13 protein-coding genes are annotated in these 18,155 nt (G+C 50.4%); 7 read left to right on the top strand and 6 right to left on the bottom strand.

Annotated features, from left to right (window positions below; translation table 11 throughout):
- The first annotated feature begins 58 nt into the window (after nt 1–58).
- Nucleotides 59–652: a GNAT family N-acetyltransferase gene (locus tag NSQ46_RS25010; RefSeq protein ID WP_342575133.1), complete on the top strand. Its 594-nt coding sequence runs from the start codon at nt 59–61 to the stop codon at nt 650–652.
- Nucleotides 653–850: 198 nt separating this feature from the next.
- Here the strand turns inward: NSQ46_RS25010 and NSQ46_RS25005 are convergent, their stop codons facing one another.
- Entirely contained in the window at nt 851–1,612 is a 762-nt protein-coding gene (locus NSQ46_RS25005; RefSeq protein WP_210095356.1) for an alpha/beta hydrolase, read from the bottom strand.
- A 96-nt stretch (nt 1,613–1,708) separates the two neighbouring features.
- On the bottom strand, nt 1,709–2,629 hold the full coding sequence (locus NSQ46_RS25000; protein WP_144870930.1) for a copper amine oxidase N-terminal domain-containing protein: 921 nt from the start codon (nt 2,627–2,629) through the stop codon (nt 1,709–1,711).
- Between the two features lie 87 nt (nt 2,630–2,716).
- Between NSQ46_RS25000 and NSQ46_RS24995 the strand changes: the two genes are divergently transcribed.
- The 3 genes from NSQ46_RS24995 (at nt 2,717) to sigJ (ending at nt 5,216) form a co-directional block, all read left to right on the top strand.
- On the top strand, nt 2,717–2,968 hold the full coding sequence (locus NSQ46_RS24995; protein ID WP_144870932.1) for a hypothetical protein: 252 nt from the start codon (nt 2,717–2,719) through the stop codon (nt 2,966–2,968).
- Between the two features lie 84 nt (nt 2,969–3,052).
- A complete protein-coding gene (locus tag NSQ46_RS24990; protein WP_342575131.1) occupies nt 3,053–4,354 on the top strand; it encodes an NAD(P)/FAD-dependent oxidoreductase in 1,302 nt (433 codons plus the stop codon).
- Nucleotides 4,332–5,216 (top strand): RNA polymerase sigma factor SigJ, encoded by an 885-nt coding sequence (sigJ, locus tag NSQ46_RS24985; protein WP_210095357.1) that lies wholly within the window; start codon nt 4,332–4,334, stop codon nt 5,214–5,216. The genes NSQ46_RS24990 and sigJ overlap by 23 nt, the downstream gene beginning before the upstream one ends.
- 183 nt (nt 5,217–5,399) lie before the next feature.
- Here sigJ and NSQ46_RS24980 read toward each other — a convergent pair whose 3' ends face one another.
- Nucleotides 5,400–6,986 (bottom strand): glycoside hydrolase family 30 beta sandwich domain-containing protein, encoded by a 1,587-nt coding sequence (locus NSQ46_RS24980; RefSeq protein ID WP_245256134.1) that lies wholly within the window; start codon nt 6,984–6,986, stop codon nt 5,400–5,402.
- A 90-nt stretch (nt 6,987–7,076) separates the two neighbouring features.
- Nucleotides 7,077–9,758: a glycoside hydrolase family 3 protein gene (locus NSQ46_RS24975; RefSeq protein WP_210095358.1), complete on the bottom strand. Its 2,682-nt coding sequence runs from the start codon at nt 9,756–9,758 to the stop codon at nt 7,077–7,079.
- 807 nt (nt 9,759–10,565) lie between these two features.
- Between NSQ46_RS24975 and NSQ46_RS24970 the strand changes: the two genes are divergently transcribed.
- The 3 genes from NSQ46_RS24970 to NSQ46_RS24960 all read left to right on the top strand — a co-directional run bounded on the left by NSQ46_RS24970 (nt 10,566) and on the right by NSQ46_RS24960 (nt 16,192).
- On the top strand, nt 10,566–13,919 hold the full coding sequence (locus NSQ46_RS24970) for an S-layer homology domain-containing protein (protein ID WP_342575129.1): 3,354 nt from the start codon (nt 10,566–10,568) through the stop codon (nt 13,917–13,919).
- A 174-nt stretch (nt 13,920–14,093) separates the two neighbouring features.
- Nucleotides 14,094–14,927, top strand: a complete 834-nt coding sequence (locus NSQ46_RS24965; protein WP_342575127.1) for a hypothetical protein — start codon at nt 14,094–14,096, stop codon at nt 14,925–14,927.
- Nucleotides 14,928–15,034: 107 nt separating this feature from the next.
- Nucleotides 15,035–16,192: a hypothetical protein gene (locus tag NSQ46_RS24960; RefSeq protein WP_342575126.1), complete on the top strand. Its 1,158-nt coding sequence runs from the start codon at nt 15,035–15,037 to the stop codon at nt 16,190–16,192.
- Nucleotides 16,193–16,378: 186 nt separating this feature from the next.
- On the opposite strand, the gene NSQ46_RS24955 is transcribed toward NSQ46_RS24960, so the two are convergent.
- Complete coding sequence (locus NSQ46_RS24955) at nt 16,379–17,395, bottom strand: hypothetical protein (protein ID WP_028406424.1); 1,017 nt, start codon at nt 17,393–17,395, stop codon at nt 16,379–16,381.
- A 207-nt stretch (nt 17,396–17,602) separates the two neighbouring features.
- Nucleotides 17,603–18,148, bottom strand: coding sequence for a hypothetical protein (locus NSQ46_RS24950; RefSeq protein WP_340901493.1), 546 nt, complete (start codon nt 18,146–18,148; stop codon nt 17,603–17,605).
- Nucleotides 18,149–18,155 lie beyond the last annotated feature (7 nt).

The raw sequence follows: 18,155 nt of genomic DNA, 5'->3' as shown, positions 1-18,155 counted from the left end.
GTACATGACGTGCACGTGTCTTTAGGCAGCGGGACAGTCGGGATTATTTTTATAGAGGGTGATTTCCATAGAAGCTATATGCATTAAACCGATTCATAGGTTCACGGACGAAGAACAAACTGAACTTGGGGAGTGTGGATATTCCTCAAACGCAAAGTACAAGGTGACCAAAATTGAAAATGAAGAGAGAACCACGATCGACATTCAATTAGTAGAGCTTGAAGCACCGTATCACAAAGAATATACAGACAGTGAAGATGATTTGGAGCTTTACAGCAAGATCGTCCCCATGGGATATTCACTAGGAGCATACATAGGTACTCGATTAATCGGGGTCGTAATCGCTGAGGAAATAAAGTGGAATAATACCGTTTTGATTTGGCATTTCCAAGTCTCGGAAGACTGTAGAAGAATGCATGTTGGCAAACAATTGATGGATGAATTAGTACGTCTTGCAGAAGGAAACGGAATAAGAGCAATAAACCTGGAGACGCAAAACACGAACGTAAATGCTATAAGGTTCTACAGAAAATGTGGATTTGAAATCGAAGGCATTGATTTATCTCATTACACCAATGATGATGTTGTAGATGGGGAAGTGGCCATATTTATGAAAAGAAAAATCGGGCAAACCGGGCAAGAGTTCAAATAAATGCGGAGCAATGGCTCTCCCCAACTTGGGGAGAGCACCCCATAGAGTGAGCATCAGAAACATATGATAGTGATAATGGAACCGCACCCCTATTGTTTGACAGAACTAACAACGGAGGTGCAGTTTTTTTATGATTACATTTCGTTTTTGGAGACAAAGCGGGATGCCTTCTGTTAATGAAGAGTTTCGTTTCTACATTTATTGACCTTCCTGTTTATGAAGACTCAAATCATGGAGGATATGTTCGCAAATGTCGTCAGGATGGGTCAGGGTAATGATATGATTCGCGCCAGGTATTCGAACGACTTTAATTTTAGGAATTTGATTATATAACTCAGCTATGCGGAAAAGATCTTTGGATTCATTCTCGCCGATCAATAATAAAGCCTCTGCCTGAATTTCGTCCAACCTTCCTAATGCGGGAGGTAAGGAAACCGTTTCGTAAGTTTTCCATTCAAATGTCTTTTGAATGTTGTGTCTCATCATTTCACGTAGTAAATCATAGGCTTCTCCTGGTGAAATGCTCCAGGAAGGTTCGCTCAATGTTAGATCAATCATTTTATTGACGTCCGGCAACGCTTTGGCAGCTTGTTTCTCTAGTTCAGCATACTCAGGAGAAAATTGATACCCGGATAGGCCAGGAGCAATTAATACGAGTTTAGACACGATGCTCGGATAGGTCAGAGAGAAATCAACAGCAATTTGACCTCCTAGGGAATGACCAATGAGTACAGCTTCGTCAATGTTAAGTTCGGCTAATAGCTGCCTTAAGTCCCCAACATGGTCAATTGGTGCTTCTGGAACTGGGGACCTTCCGGCTCCACGTACATCGTAAATGATGACTTTGAATATCTTAGCTAGCTTTGGCGTAATAAAGTTCCAATCACGAGAATCCATAGCGCCGCTATGGATTAATACAACTGGCCTGCCACTCCCATGAACTTCGTAGTAAAGACCCATCGTATAAATCCTCCTCGATAAAATGTCGTTGAAACATCATCTTCCTCAACATTTGGACCCGAATAAGTCATTTTTTTACGTAAAACAATAGATTATTTATTCTTCGGGAATTTCCACGATAATATAATTTTCCTTCATTTGATTTTGCTCGAGTTCCTGATCTTTATATGTGACCTTATTCCAGTTTTGTTTGTTAATAAGGCTGTAACCCGTAGCTCCAATATGAGGCATCCAACGGAAGCTTGCAAAGGTTGTACCCTTAAATGACGGAAGTGTTCCAGCTTCATCTATTAACATGCGATTAATAAAATACAGGTCGTTTGCTGTGCCTGGTTTATCACCCAGGAGGCCCTGCCATTTCAGGTAAGCCGTATGGTTAGAAATTTTATAGTAACTAACTACGTTATTATTTACTTCTATGAACTGGCCGGATTCCCGTTCAGGAAAATAATATTGAAGACTAAACGTATCCAATGTCGGCTCAAATTCTTTCGGTAGTTGGGAAACCCTTGGCAAATTTATGGCTGCATTTCTTGCAGTACTAAGCTCGTCGCTTTTATAATCCTTGGTCAGTTTTGAACTTGCTTTTGTGATATATGCGGTTTGGGTCGCCTGATTCCAGGTTACGGAGCTGCTCATTGCTTCTGTAACAAAGCGCAAAGGAATCATGGTCTTGCCTTTATGGATGAACGGCGCGGAGCTAAGTTTTACGGGTTCACTATTCTTTTGTGCAGTTGTTTTATTGATCGTGAGTATTAAATGAGTCTCTTTTCCTTGGACGGTCACTTGCTTTGTCTTATTGTTCCACTTAAACGTTAAATCGTCTAAAGTCTTGGCTCCCGTTAAGGTAATAAATACTTGGTTGTTTTTTAGAAGTATATCTTCAGAGGATAGACTTGTGTTGTTGATGATTACATGTGGTTCCTGTTTTGAAGCTGCTGAAGATATGTTGTAGCTTGGAGCAATTAGAGCCGCACTGCATAGCAGCGCGATTGAAATTTGCGATATTTTTTTCATGAATTTCCCTCCAAAATATGGTGTCATACTTTATGACGTAAAAAAAGCTGGAAAGTTACAAGGATTTTATTCATTGGAGCCTCTCGCTTGTCCATGAAGACCGAAATTAACAAAATCCTTCATATGGGGCATGTGGTCCATGATATGAAAACGATCCCGGGAGAAGCCTTCACGTCCTCACCGGGATTTGCCGGATATGCAGTAAAGGTGCGAGACCTTGCCATTACCCGGCGGCATCTTGAATCGAATGGATTCCCGGTGGTTGAGACGGCCCGGGGAGATATTTTTGTTCCGAGCGCCTCCCTTCTCGGGACGGCTCTCATTTTCACGGAAAGATAAGCATCATAATTTTTTTTCGATTCCTGTCACACTCCGCACCCCTTGCCCGTCATACAGGTAAAAATCGGAAGGGAATGATGAACGATGCAACAGTATGATGTGGTCGTTGTTGGCGGAGGGATTGCCGGGTTGACCGCTGCAATTTATGCAGCGAAAGCAGGGAAGCAAACGCTCATCATTGAGAAACAGGAACGATTAGGCGGCCGGGCCATGTCCATGAAGAAAAAAGGGGCTTACTTCAATCTGGGCGGGCATGCCTTGTATAAGGGAGATGCTTACGCGACTTTCATGGATTTGGGAATTCATGTACAGGGAGCGGAGCCCTCGATTGAAGGTTATGGGGTGTGGAAGGGGAAATTGAGCATTTTGCCCACGGATATGAAATCTTTATTCACGACCCCGCTCTTGTCTTGGAAAGGGAAGCTGGAGCTTGCTGCCTGGCTGGGGAAACTCGGCAAAATGGATACTCATCCCTATGATCGCATCAGTATTCGCGAATGGGTCGAATCGAATTTGCGGGATCCGATGGTGCGTAATATTTTCTATTCTTTGCTGCGAACCGCAAGTTATGTGGTGGGGCCGGATTTGCCTGCAGCGGGTCCTGCATTGAAGCAGCTTCAAAGTGCCCTTAAAGGTGTGTTGTATCTGGACCGAGGCTGGGGCGAATTGGTCGAAGCGTTAAGAAGAAAGGCATCCGATCTCGGCGTGCGGTTTGTAACGAACAGCCTGGTTACGTCCATCGATGTCCAGGATGGCAGCGTGCGTCACGTGCTGTGCAAGGATGGAGCGAAGATCGGCGCACACCATGTCGTTCTCGCCACACCGCCTTCGATTGCCCATCAGCTGGTGCCTTTTTCAGAAAAAACCGCCCTTCATACCTGGAAAGAACAAGCGATCGAAGTCACGGCAGCCTGCCTGGATGTTGCATTGAGACGTCTACCGAAACCCAAACAACAATTTGTATACGGCATCGATCAAACCGTCTTTCTTTCCAATCAATCCCGTGCCGCTTATCTAAGCGACGACGGTGCGCAAGTCATATCCGTTCTGAAATACCAAGGGAAAGAGACCGACCCGAATAAGGATTTGCGCGAGCTTGAGGGGATGCTGGATTTGGTGCAGCCGGGGTGGCGGGAAGAGCTGATTGTCAAACAATACCTGCCGAAAATGACGGTTTCTCATGATTTTATGCATGTGAACGGACGTGTTAATCCCGGACCGGCCGTTCCCGAAATTAGCGGTTTATATGTAGCAGGAGATTGGGCGTCACATGGTGAACTATTGGTGGATGCCGCGACGGCAAGTGCCAAAAGAGCGGTGCAACACATCCTCTCCCTTGAACGGAAGGAAAGGACTGACCTTTATGAGCATCGAGGAATTGTATAAGCTTTATAAAGCTCCGCTGTTTTCTTTAGCCTATCGAATGCTCGGAAGCGTCATGGATGCGGAGGATATCGTACAAGAGGCCTTCCTGAGTTATGAAAGGCTTCAGGATGCGGATGCCATTCGAAATGAACGGGCGTATTTATACAAAATCGTTACGAATCGGTGTCTGGACCTTTTACGCTCATCCGTCAAAAAAAGGGAGTTGTACGTCGGCCCCTGGCTCCCGGAGCCTCTCATTGAGAGGGGGGCTTCGGATGGAGCTTCGGTTGGCGATCCCTCCGACACGTATTTGCGCTCAGAGTCGATTTCCACGGCCTACCTATTGCTGTTGCAGCAGCTGAATGCGATGGAACGGGCGGTTTTTCTCCTGCGGGAGATTTTCCAGTATTCATTTGAAGAAATTGCCGATATGGTCGGGAAGAGCAACGCGAACTGCCGGCAAATTTTCCATCGCGCCAAGAAGAGCATCCATTTCGATCCGGACCAGCAACCGTCGGTATCGACGGCGGAGAAGCATATCAAGGATTTCGTGGCATCGCTATTGCAGGGAGATACGACTAGACTGCTAGAGCTGGTTAGCGAAGATGTGGTTTTCTACTCGGATGGCGGAGGCAAAGTCAAAGCGGCGCAAGTGCCTGTGGTTGGATTTGAGCTCGTGCTGAAATTCCATCAATTCCTGATCAAAACGTATGCAGGCCGATTTACGTACTCTTTCCTCATGGTGAACGGACTCCCGGGGATCCGATTCCTGCTGGATGAAACCGTTCAATACGTATATTCCTTCGCTTACCGCGATCAAAAAATTCAGACAATCTATACGGTTGCGAATCCGGATAAGTTAAGACATCTATCTCTAGGATGATTTCCGGTTTTTAATGCAGCTTATGTTTGGAAGGATTCCGCATGCAAAGTGCAGGAACTAACTTGAAGCAGAAATAACCGAGCGAAGAGCAGGGCCGGTCCCTGGGGTTCGCTCGGTTTTTTTTGTTTATAACAGGCTTCCTTGAAGTAATAATAGAAAGCCAAGAAAGCTAAACGTTTCCTTTTAGGAGCGGCTCCCGGAACCCGGCAGCCATTTAAAAGTGACGGCGCTTTGGGGAGGCAGGCTGTAAGAGAAAGCTTTACCGTTCCATTCCACGCTAAAGGGCAGCTCCTCGGCTCCTGGATTGGCGCCGATCAGGACAAGGGAGCCGTCGGGATTCTCATATGCCACGGTTTCTAATAAACCTTTGTAACGAGTAGATGCGATCCGGACAGCCCCGGGATCCACAAATTTGCTGGCATGCCCGAGAGCATAATATTCCACGTTTTTCTCCACGTCTCCCGTTGCAGGATTCACCGTAATCACACCTCGGCAGTCCTTGCAGCCTCCGTTGGTCGGCCCCCCGCTGGGGTCCAGCGCCAGGTTCCAGAAAAGAACCGTTTTGGCGGCATTTCGCGGTGCACCGACGATCAGGTGGTCCATTTGCCAGCTAAGGTTGTCGCCAAAGTCCGGGCTCCATTGTCCGCCGCTGCATTCTGTAAGGTATATATTTTTGTCCGGAAAATCATGGTGAACGGCCGACATGGCCTCCGCGGAGCCTTCATAACAATGGTACGCGGTTCCGTCGATATACGAAGCGGCTCCTGCGTCTCCAAGAACTTGTCGGGCGTACGCTTCCCCAAGTCCCCAATTATGGTCGAAAGCGATAATTTTAGTCCCGATCCCTTGCTTGGTAAAGGCGGGGCCGAGGTAATCCCGGATGAACCGTGCCTGCTCCTCGGCACCCATGCTCATGCTTGGATAGTCCGGCGACGTGAATGCCGGTTCGTTCTGAACCGTCAGGCCGTAAATCGGAATTCCCGATGCCTCATACGCCTGAATGTATTTCACGAAATAATCCGCATAAGCGGCATAAACCTTGGGATTGGTATAATCCAAATACCAGCCGTTGTATGTCTTCTCCCCATATTTCATCCACGGCGGGGCGGTCCAGGGGGTGCCCAGTATTTTGACCGCATGGTTTTTCTTCAGGATTTTTTGCAGCAGGGAGACCACATCCGCATCCTTAGCTATTGAAAAGTGCTCCATGCCGTAATCCATTCCCGATTCGATATCGTCATACGTATAGCTGCTCGGGCGGCCTTGTTCATCCACGGAAAAATCGGAAGCGCCGATCGTATGTCGGACAAAGCTGAGGCGGATGCCTTCTTCCGTAAACAAATCGCCCAGAAGGGAACTTCGCTGAGCTTCGGTCATGGTATGGTTGATCAGATACGCCGAAGAGCCGGTAATCGCTGCGCCAAAACCGTCCATGGTTTGATAACGGATTTCCGGATTCACCTTGATGTTGAGGGTTTCCTGGCTTGAAGCTTGATTCGTGAATGCGACGGGCTCCTTTTGGGTGAGCAGGTTGGTCTGATCGCCGGTCGTTAGCCATACCTCGGAAGAGATTTCGCCTTCTGTACCGGGTGGGATGGCTATAGAACAGATCAGCAGCAGGAGAACGAGCAGCAGCAGACTGAGCAGGAACCGTCTGCGCCGCTGTGTGCTTCCCGGTTTATTCGCCCGGCCGGATAGGAGCTTGGTCTCTGTTACGGCTTTGGCCGCGGTCTTGACTTCCAATACCGTCCTCTTCTCCGTTAGTTTCAAATTCCGCTCCTCCTTATCTCCTAACAAAAAGTCCTGGGGCGAAAACGCCCCAGGCTAAGAATTGATGAATAGAATGAATGAATCGTATGGTTATTTGCCGGAGCCTTTAACAGCGACGCTGCCTGTAAGGCGAATGTCGTCGGAGGCGCCGCCTACATAGATCGGCACTTGTCCGGAAGGCATAACCCAGGTCTTTTTATTTTCATCCCAATATGAGAAGGCCTTAGGATCAAGCTTAACCGTTACGCGCTGCTGTTTGCCCGGTTTAAGCTCGACTTTGGCAAAGCCGGCCAGCTGTTTGGACGGTGTTGCTACGCTGGTCGGAAGCTTGCCTGCATAGACTTGTACAACCTCCGCGCCCGTTACAGCTCCCGTATTCCGGAGGTTCAGCGAGACTTCAATCGTGGAGTCCTGCCCATTCCCTTTAGCTTTCGTCTTCAGATTTCTATAGTCAAAGGTCGTGTAGGACAGGCCGTGACCAAACGCGAACGCTGGTTGGATGCCTTCTTTCTCATACCCCTTATATCCCACGAAAATGTCCTCAGAGTATTCCGCGTCTCCGTTTACTCCAGGGAATTGCTTTTCATCCGAAACCGGGGTGGAATGCTCGTCGACAGGAATCGTAATCGGCAGTTTACCGGATGGATTCACGTCGCCAAACAGCACGCTGGCGATGGCGTCACCCTGCTCCTGCCCGGCATACCAGGCTTGCACGATGGATTTAACGTCATCTTGCCAGCCGTTCATTTGCACGGCTCTGCCGCTCATTTGAACCACGATCGTATTCGGATTAGCTGCAGCCACCTTCTTGATCAATTGCTCCTGGTTATTCGGAAGATCCAGGTCGGAACGGTCGATGTACCCTTCGCTTTCATAGGTACGCGTCACCACGACGGCAACGTCGGATTTACCCGCAAGATCAACAGCCTTCTGCATCTTCGAATCGGTTACCTCTTCCGGTGCTTCCCAGCCGAAGCGGACCAGTCCGCCAAAATCGCTGTCGCCGTCCGTCCAATCCGTGCGGTATTCAATGCGCACGTCGTGGCTTTCGCCGGCTTTTAGCTGCAGCGTCGCTTTCTCGGTAGCCACCTTCTCACCTTTATTATCGATCAGAAGCTTGCCGTCGAAATACAGCTTGCTGGAGCCGAAGCTCGAGAGCGACAGGGTGTATTCGCCGTCCTGTGGGGCTGCAATCGCGCCGGTCCAGCGTGCCGACATTCTGCCGTTCAAATCGCCAGGGACGGGAGTCAGCTTGGAGGACTGTCCGTTTAATCCGTCATAATTATAAAAACCAAGGTTCATATTCACTTGGCCATCCGTGCGTACCACGGAAGGTTGACCTTCGAGATTCGTGTTATTGAAATATTCCGCGCGAAGTCCATGCTCGCCTTGAATTACATTACCGTTCTCATCAACGGGGCTTAGCATCGAAGATGGAATGGCCGATGGTCCATTCATAATATCCGCGGTGGAAATCGGATCGGTACCGGCTGCATATTTCACTTCAACGCCCTTTCCGGCACGTTTGCGGATGGCCTCCAGCGGGCTTACCGTATAAGTCGGCTTCACAAGCGAGCTGCCGCCAACCGTTGCATAGTTGTCCGCATCCGGACCGATAACGGCGATCGATTTCAGGCTGTCTGCTTTCAGCGGCAGAGCATTATCTTTGTTTTGCAGAAGCACCATGCTCTCTTCGGCAATCTGCTGTGCTTTCGCTCCATGCTCGGCTGCCGGAATCTGTTTATTTACCGCCGGATGATCAAACAGCCCCTTGTCAAACATCTGATACAGAATATTGCTTACCATCTCGTCAATGACGTCCTCAGAGACTTCGCCGTTTTGGACGGCGTTCATGAGCTTAGAGCCCCAAAATCCGTAAGGGTCCCCGGGGGTTTCCAAGTCAAGACCCGCGTTGGCCGAAGGAGCCGTGCTCAGGTTGGCGCCGTAGTCGCTCATGACGAAACCATTGAAGTTCAACTGGTCTCGGAGCATCGTAGTCAAGACCTCTTTATTTTCGCAGGCCGGCGTGCCGTTGATCTCATTGAAGGAGCACATGGCCGAGCCCAGGCTGGCTTTCTCGATGGCTGCGGCGAATGGACGCAGGTATACTTCCTGCATCGCGCGTTCACTAGCGATCGAGTTCACCGTGAAACGGTCGGTTTCCTGGTTGTTCAACAGAAAATGCTTGGCTGTCGCGATAACCGGATATTTTTGCACCGCATTGACATAAGCAACGCCCATCTTCGACTGCAGCAAAGGATCTTCCCCCATGGATTCGAAATTCCGGGAGCCCCAAGGCAGACGGGCAATATCGAATCCAGGACCGAGCAGGACGTTATGGGTGGTGTTAAAGGATTCATTGCCCACCAGGTCTCCGTACTCCGAAGCGGTTGTCGTGTTCCAGGTTGCGGCCAGCGCAATCGGAGTAGGGAGAGCCGTCGATTGTTTATCCTGAATTTCCGGATTGGCGACCCGCACGCCGGTCGGCCCGTCGGCCATCGTTAACGCGGGAATGCCAAGCCGCTCAATAGGAGCGTTATAAAACCCGTAATTGTTATTGACGTTCCCGGTAACAAAATCAATTTTCTCGGATAGCGTCATGGCGTCAAGCAATAGCTCCGTGCGTTTCTCGGCGGATTGAGATGTGTTCATCCACGGACGCGCTCCTCCATCATTCGATTCTGCGTTTGCAATCTGCAGCGGAGCGGCAGCGATGGCTCCAATAACGGTAAGTGCAACAAGTTTAGAGAATAATCGTGATCTTAACTTCAATGGTATAAGCTCCTCCTTATTTTTGGCTTTTGCCCCTTCACGCATTTCTATGGCATGCGCCGTACTATGTACCGGTACATCTCGTGATCGTTTTGATTTCAAGCGATCATAGGGGTCTAAATGGGTGTTCCCCTTATCCGCCCAGTCACCTGAAAATATATTTTCCCATAGGAATAGTTGGAAAATAGGGAATAGCCTGCAGCCTTCCTCCCTGTTAATGATGGTGGCCGCAGCATGCTGCATAATCTAAGGTGCTGGTACTTCGCCCCGTCAACTTGTTGGGGTTTGCAGGATAGAAGAACTGGCAAGACTGGGTGTCCATCCGATGTGCCGCGGCATCCCTCCTTGGTAAATCGGTTGATCTCCCGGCAATTAGACTAACGCACTTTTAGAGAAAGTGCATCACCCATTTCCTGGATGCCGCTGCTTTAAAAATGACAAGAGCGTCACAAAATTAGGTCTAAAGATTACAAAAACGTCATTAATTAGGCCCCGTTCCTCTTGATTTCGCCTCATGCGCTTTATTTTTGCAAACCGAATATCAGCCTCTTGTCTTAGAAAAATAGGACTGATGAATTTCAGAAAATGACATATATATTTCAGAAAATGGAAGCGGAACGCAGGGTCGGCCTCTGGGATTGGCTCGGTTTTCGTTTATAACAGCCCTCCTTGAACATGAAACAAAAATGAGACAGTTCTTGATCGACAATTGGTTTACACTGATTGAAGATGTTGAATCTATCAGATCACGGAGTATATCTACGACTCATCGCTTGACTTCGCTGATGTAAAAGGAGAAACGGGTTTATGAAAAAAATGTCCATCATGCTGGCGGTACTGCTCATTTTTTCGGCGGTGCTTGCTCCCTTGGCTTCCGCTGCGTCTGTGGTCCGGTCCGGTAGCGCCTCGATTCCGTCCGAAGCGGACGGTTGGGTGTGGGTCGGGACCGCAGAGGAACTGGCCTATATCGATCGGAATCAAGCGTCCTATCTGGATCGGAATATCCGATTGACCGGCGACATCGATATGACCGGATACGATTGGGTGCCCTTAGCCGATGAAGCGACCGTCTTCAGCGGCATTTTCGACGGAAGGGGATACCGGATCAAAGGCCTCACCATTGATGGAGGAGCTTTGCAGTTTACCGGCTTCTTCGGCCGTGTTTCGGGTACGATCCGTAATCTGGACGTTACGGTTCAAGTGAACGGTGGCAGCTATGCCGGCGGATTGGTGGGTCATCTGATCGGCGGCAGCATCATCAACTCGCATTCGCAGGGCACGGTTACGGCCGGAGATACGGGTTACGTGAGTGCTGCAGGCGGGTTGGCCGGAGCGGCCAATGGCGATTCGAGCATTCTCCGCTCATCTTCATCCGCTGCCGTGAAGAGCGGAGATACCCCCAATCAGTATGCCGGAGGGTTGGTCGGATCTCAGGGAGCGGGCACGATCAACGACTCGTATGCCACCGGAACGGTAACGAATTCGGGGGGAGGTTACTATTATTTTGGGGGCGGTTTAGCCGGACAACTGATATACGGAACCATTGCCAACAGCTATTCTTCGGCTGCCGTCATGCAATCCGGAAGCGCTATCTATTACGCCGTGGGCGGTTTTATCGGAACCATGGCGGTTGCCACGATCAACGCCTCGTATTATGATATCGCGGCATCGTCCTTAACCACTGGCGTGGGGAGTGGGGATATCATAGGCTCGCCTCATCTCACGGGCCTTACGACCAATGACATGAAGGCAGCCTCCAACTATCACGGCTGGGACTTCACCGATCTTTGGGCCATGGATGCTGGCGTCAATGGCGGCTATCCTTATTTACGCCCAGGCATCTTGACGACCGATCTTCCGCGGGCAATCAAGGACGCCCCCTATTCGATTGCGATGGACGCTTTCGATGGTTCAAGGGGCGGGCTGACATGGAATGCCTACGGACTTCCGGATGGCCTATCGATGACAGCCTATGGCATGATCGAAGGCAGTCCTAAGGAGAGCGGCACATTCACGGTTGCGATTTCGGCAACCGATGCGGGCCGAAGCACGGTCAGCACGGTGTTGACCCTGCACGTGGATGAATCTGCTCCTGACATCGACGAATTTGTCGTTAGTCCAGGCAGCGTGAACGGGTCGACAAGCGTGACGGCGGTCCCGAGCGATCCCGGCCACATGTTTGCATATCTGCTCGGGCCAGATGCCGGTGTGCGTCCCCTAAGGGGGGGTGCGCTGCCTGGCGAAGCGGTCCTATACTCGCTAGGCTCGGATATTTTGCATCCGATTCCGGGTCAATATCTTCAGGTATTTGAGGTGGATGAACAGAAGTCCATCGAGGCATGGAGCAGCGTCCAGGTAGAAGCAGCTCACATTCAAGACCAGGTCCGCGTTACGGGAGTGACGCTGGATCAGACGGAGCTAACCCTTGCCGTAGGAGCGGCTTCGCAGAAGCTGACAGCCGTCCTTACGCCGGTGAATGCGACAAACCCTGCGGTCGCCTGGGCCTCCAGCGACCCAGCCGTCGCGGCGGTGAGCCAGAGCGGCGAGGTGACGCCGATCGCTGAAGGTACGGCGATCATTACGGTGACAACGGCCGATGGCGGGTACACGGCTTCCGCTACGGTTATGGTGCAGTCAGCGCCTGTGGCAACAGGGACGGTCATCGGCTCGGTATATGGCATTGGTAATACGCCGCTGACTGGTGCATCGGTATCGGCCGGCGGCGTAACGGACGTCACCTACGCTAATGGGGATTTTGCGCTAACGAACGTGACCGCAGGCATCCATGCGCTTACGGTGACGGCAGAGGGTTATGGCAGCCATACGACAACCGTGAATGTCTTAGCGGGTGAGACAGCGGATGTAGGACGCATCGATCTGAGCGCTGCCAATCCACCTGTACTGGAGACCCCTGAACCCGTTGAATCCCCATCCTATGGCTGGGTTTCTGTTCCCGCCCCTGCCCCTGTGCCGGATCCAAGGATGACCGTAAGGATCAACGGTCAACACGTTCGGGTGACCATCAAGAAAGAGCAGGAGCAGGACGGACGCACCGTTCTACGGCTTATCCCGGGCTCCGAGCTGGTTCGGTCGTGGGCTGCCGGCGGGGATGAAATCGTCATCGACATCGACAATGAAGAGCCGGTGGTGAAGGTGGATCTTCCGGCGGAAGCGCTGCAGGATCTCCTTGCGGCGAGGCCGAACGCCGCCATTCGGATTGGGGTGAACGGCGCAAGCTACAGCGTTCCGCTGCACGTTCTAAGCGACCTTCCGAATCGAGCGACTGTAACGATCGCCATTGCGAAAATGACGAAGTCTGCAAACCGCGAGCTGGAGGAAGAGCTGGCCCGCCAAGGGTACGTCATGCTGGCGGAACCGACGAGCTTTGACTTGTACGGCGATGGTGATGAGAGACTTGAAGCCGAGGGCACGTACATGGAGCGGACATTCTCAATGAACGCTGTGGCTGATCCTAATCGTTCCACGGTCATCCGGGTGGATGATGCTGGGAAGCTGCACTATGTCCCGTCCGTTTTCGAAAGGGAGACGGCGACTTTGTACAGCGCGCATAACGGCATATACACTGCGGTACGCTCTAACCGAACCTTCGAGGATATCCGGGGGCATTGGGCGCAAGACGATATCGAGCGGATGGCGAACAAGCTGATCGTGAACGGATCGGCTGACGGCAGGTTAGACCCCAACCGTACGGTGACCCGCGCCGAGTTCGTAGCGATGCTCGCCCGTGCGCTCGAACTGGCCGATAAGCCGCAGCGAGCTTCTTACTCTGATGTTGCGCCGAACGAAGCGTGGTACGCGGGTGCGGTTGGAGCGGCTTCCGCGGCGGGCCTGATTGAAGGCTATGCCGACGGTTCGTTCCGTCCGGACGCTGGGGTCACGCGAGAGCAGGCGGCGGTTATGCTGGGCAGAGCTGTCCGGTACGCAGGAGAGCTTCCGCAGCAGGACGCCTCCGTGTTAGAACGTTTCTCGGATCATGCCGAGGTATCCGGCTGGGCCCAGGGACCGGCTGCCGAGCTGCTGGCCGCTGGCATGATCGAAGGCATCGGGAATGCAGCGTTCGCTCCGCAGGCATTTGCCACGCGGGCCCAAAGCACCGTTCTCTTATATCGGATGCTCCACTACTTGAATTTCATCAACTAATCGCAACCAAATAGCTGACGCGTACATTCCGGCCAGGAATGTGCGCGTTTTTTTGCGTTTCTTCCTTGATCATGCCTGTCCGCAATCTCGAAACATAGTATAGTATACAATTAGAAGGTAGATTGGTTAGCGGATTTCGGCTTGCGGGAAGCGGATGGGGTGAGGATATAACGAATGGAGAACATGGCAAGGCATCGCATCATCGGTTTTGATCGGGAAATGATGAGCTTCACGGATTGGCTGACGGACGCCCAGGCGAAGACATCCATCTTTTCGATATCAGGGATCGGGGGCATTGGCAAAACAACGCTGCTGCTTCAAATGGCTCGCACGGCAAGGCAGTTTTCTGTACGTTCTCTTTGGCTGGACGGACGAGGCGGCTTAACGACATCGGTTTCTTTTTTGGCGAGCCTGGAGATGAGTCTGGCAACCGAATACGGTAGAACCCGGGATCGGGATGCGGCGCTGCTGTCTTACATCGCTTCGGAGTTGTCGCTGGTGCCTACCGTCTTGCTCATAGACAACTGTGAGGAGATCGAAAGGCTGGAAGGCTGGCTGTTTTCGAGCTTCCTTCCGGAATTGAAGTCTGCCCGCGTGTTGTTCGTATGTGCCTCGCGCAATGGACTGCCGCTCCAGTGGCAGACGAATCCGGAATGGAAGTCCCGACTACGAAGATTCCCTTTGCGGCTGTTTACGCGAGAAGAGGTCTACGATTATTTAGGTAGCAGCGGCTTGCCTGTGGAATTGCAAAGGGAGATTGCCCAGAAGACGGACGGCCACCCGTTGTCGCTCGCCTTGACCGTGGATATGCTGTTTTCCGAATCTGCGGAAGAGCGGGATGTATGGCGGGAAGTTCCGGCAGTTTTGAGCGCCGAATTTTTGCGGGAAGCAGCCTCCCCCAACCTCTACCGCGCGCTGACGGCCTTGTCGCTCCTGCCGGCAGCCGATGAGGCGCTGCTGAACCGTTTGTTGGACAAGCCCTTGGAAGGGCGGACTACTACCAGCTGACGGCCCTTTCATTTGTTCGGGATACGCTCGACGGAATATCGCTGCACCAGGTCGTCGCTCGAATCCTACGGGAGGATTTCGCGCGCAGAACCCCCGAGCAATTCGAAGTGGTTCGCCATCGAGCGTTCGTCCTGCTGGCGGAGCGGTTCCATTCGGTCGATCACCGGATGCAGATGCGCCTGAGCGCCCATATCTTGGAGCTGTACCGCGAATTTTTGCCCTCTGCCCATGCTTATGCCAATTTCTCGTCAAGCCTGAAGCCCGGCGAGCAGAAGCCGTTCCAGCTGGAGGATCTGCCGGATTTGCAGCGCTTTATGAAGGCGTCGATTCTCGGTTCCGACTGGCAGTCCGAGCTGGTCGAACCCGCCGATTACCCGGCTTTGCTGGACGGGATTGCCGCTCAATTTCCCGAGGGGATCTTTGTTGTGCGGGACGAGAAGGGGAGACCGCTGGCGTTCTGCGCAGGTCTGTGGCTGCACGCCTTGAGCATGTCCTTGCTGGAACGATACGCGCCTGGATGCAGACAGATGCTGGGCGAAGAAGCTTTTTCGCTGCATGAGCTTCCTCTGGAGGCGGCCGATACGATATTCGTCCTGTTGTCCGCAGTCAATTCCGAGCATTCCTTATATCGCCCCGAAGAGCTGGGGGCCTTGCTGATGCAGCAGTGGCTGGTCCATATGACTAGGGGGCTGCGGGGGATCCTGGCGGCAGCGGATCCGCAGTTGAATGCCTTATTATCGGTACTAGGCTTTCAAGCGTGCGGGAAAGTGACGGGATTCGCGGGCATCGAGTTGACGACATGGGAGCTTGATTTTCGGCAATCGGCCTTTGATCAGTGGATTCAGCGGATCATTCGGCAAACAGAGACAGCAGCAGCTCAACCAGCGCTTCCAAGGGAGAACGATCATCGTCTATCCATTGAAAGAAATGAAATGAAGCAAATGCTCGAACGGCTGTTTGAGCTAGACAAGCTGGAAGAACTCCCTGTCATGCGGCGTTTCTGTTGGAGCGGGATGCAGGTGAGGGCAACCATTCAGGAGATTCTGGCCGACACTCATCAGGCGGGGCCGCTGACGGCAATGGAGAAGGAAATCTTAATCGCGGGTTATCTGCGCAAGGACCGGAATAAAAGCGAGCTCGCAGCATCCTTTCATATGAGCAGGGCGACCTTTTACCGACATATGCGTTTGGCCGAACAGCATCTGGCTTATGTGCTTGGCGATAGGCTGAGGCAGACGGAAGTTGTTTTCAACAAAAATATTTGATAATTTGATATTTCTGAGCCAGATTGAACCTGAAAGATAATTATAAGAGCAGAGTAAATCGTTTTTTCGACTACTCAGGATAGTATTTGGCCGGGTGTCTGAACTTGAGGGAACAAAATTTATAATGTAAAAGAGGCAAAAACCCGACGTCATGGGGAATTTTGCCTCTATTTAATAAGCAATATACTACCTGTAATAATATCTCAGAGCACTTTCACTTGAATAATATGGGCAATCATTGGCCCTATGTTTATATAAGCCGGCCATCCCCCATTTTGAAGTTACATCAGTGAGACTGGACCATCCTTTTCCTGGAGCTGGGGGACCATATAAGACCGAATTAATAATTCCTGTGTGCTCGTTGCCAGAAGTGGAATAATAAATTCTATAACCAGCTGCACCCGAAGAGCTGGATTTGTAACTACCATCCGTCCAATAAGCGCTAGGATTATCCATCCAATATGGGTTGGTTGAGGACGTACTATACCAAGCATATGAGTGACAGTTATAGACTGAAGTTGCGTCCCTCAGTTTAGTTGCATTTGGATAGGAAAGTGCAATATCTTTTGCGATTTGCGCCTTATCTGCAGAGGATAACATCTCAGGGTTTTGGTAAACTAATACATTTGTCCCGTTCGGAGTTTTAACGTATGTGTTCGCCTGAACAGATGAATCATGACCTGACTTTAGTTCTTTCAGCTGTTCAGCAGACAACTTAGAAGATAGAACATTTTGCGATAGCATAACCTTCAAATACATAGAATCACGATAATTAGTCTGTTCAACATTCAAAGAGGAATTTTTCTTATTGTATTTTTCAAACAGCTTAATTCCCGCATCATCTCTTTTAAGAAGTTCTTGGAGACCGTTAAAATTTGATGCTACAGCATTGAAACCTTGTTCATATGAATTGAAAGCAAGCATATCAACTAGAAGAGGATAGTTCAAAACAGATTCAATTAGTGCTTCTGTGGAGAGTTTAGTTAATACGTCTTCAGGAATCTGGCTTACTTTTAGTTTTTCTTCTTTGTCCGCAAGATCTTTCCACTCATCTGTGCCAGGTTTTATAGGATATTCATACGGTTTATCAATAACAGATGGTGTCTGATCCCTGATTTCCTCGGCACTTACAATGAATCCAAGACTCATTAACATTACTGATAATACAAGGGCTAGGGAAAATACCTTTTTCAATAATTTCATTGATTAAGCACCTCACCTTTTTATTGTTAATAAGCTTAAATTACATTAAATGTGCTCCGTGTAACCACCTCCTAATAAATGTTTTAATCACATATTTTATGTCTTTTTATTCTGTCAAATATATAACACCCATAATAAGGTAAATGTTTTGTTTATTTTCTTTTTTTTTTATAAATCTCATCATTCAACTCCCTTCACTGGCAGGATTTACCCCCTCCCATAATGATCGACCGCGAAGCCGAACAATACCTTCATCACAAACAACACGCCAATGATCAGCATATAAGACGTGATTCCCGGCAGCATGGGCATGCAGGCCAGACCGGCGGCCATCAGCAAGCTCGCTGCGAATAATTGCGTGTGCTTCCCGATTAAAGCATTCACGATAAATGCTCCGATCACCGTATAAGCCCATATTCCCAAGGCATAACCCGTGTCGGTATTCAGTAGAAAAGCGATCAGGACGATATGGACATGGATCGCAATGAATACGATTCGATTGGCAGGCCGCGCTGCATAGAAGTTGCTGGTGGAAGCCGTAAAATTCGCAATGCAGCCGGCAAACACGTCGAAAATTAATAATAAGGCCAACGTGCTGCGCCATGCCGGCAAATGGCCGGTCATTTCCGGGAATCGGTAATATAACGCAGCCGTCAGCATGCCCCCAAACAGCAGGATTGTCAGAATGGCTCCTACCGATTGCCTTTCTCCAAATACATCGTGCAAATAAGAAGGAATTCGCAGCTGTTTCATTTCGCTT

Source organism: Paenibacillus sp. FSL M8-0142 (genome assembly GCF_038597315.1).
Classification (GTDB): domain Bacteria; phylum Bacillota; class Bacilli; order Paenibacillales; family Paenibacillaceae; genus Paenibacillus_AQ; species Paenibacillus_AQ lactis.
Note: the sequence above shows the minus strand (reverse complement) of the source record. Positions and strands in the feature narration are given on the sequence as shown.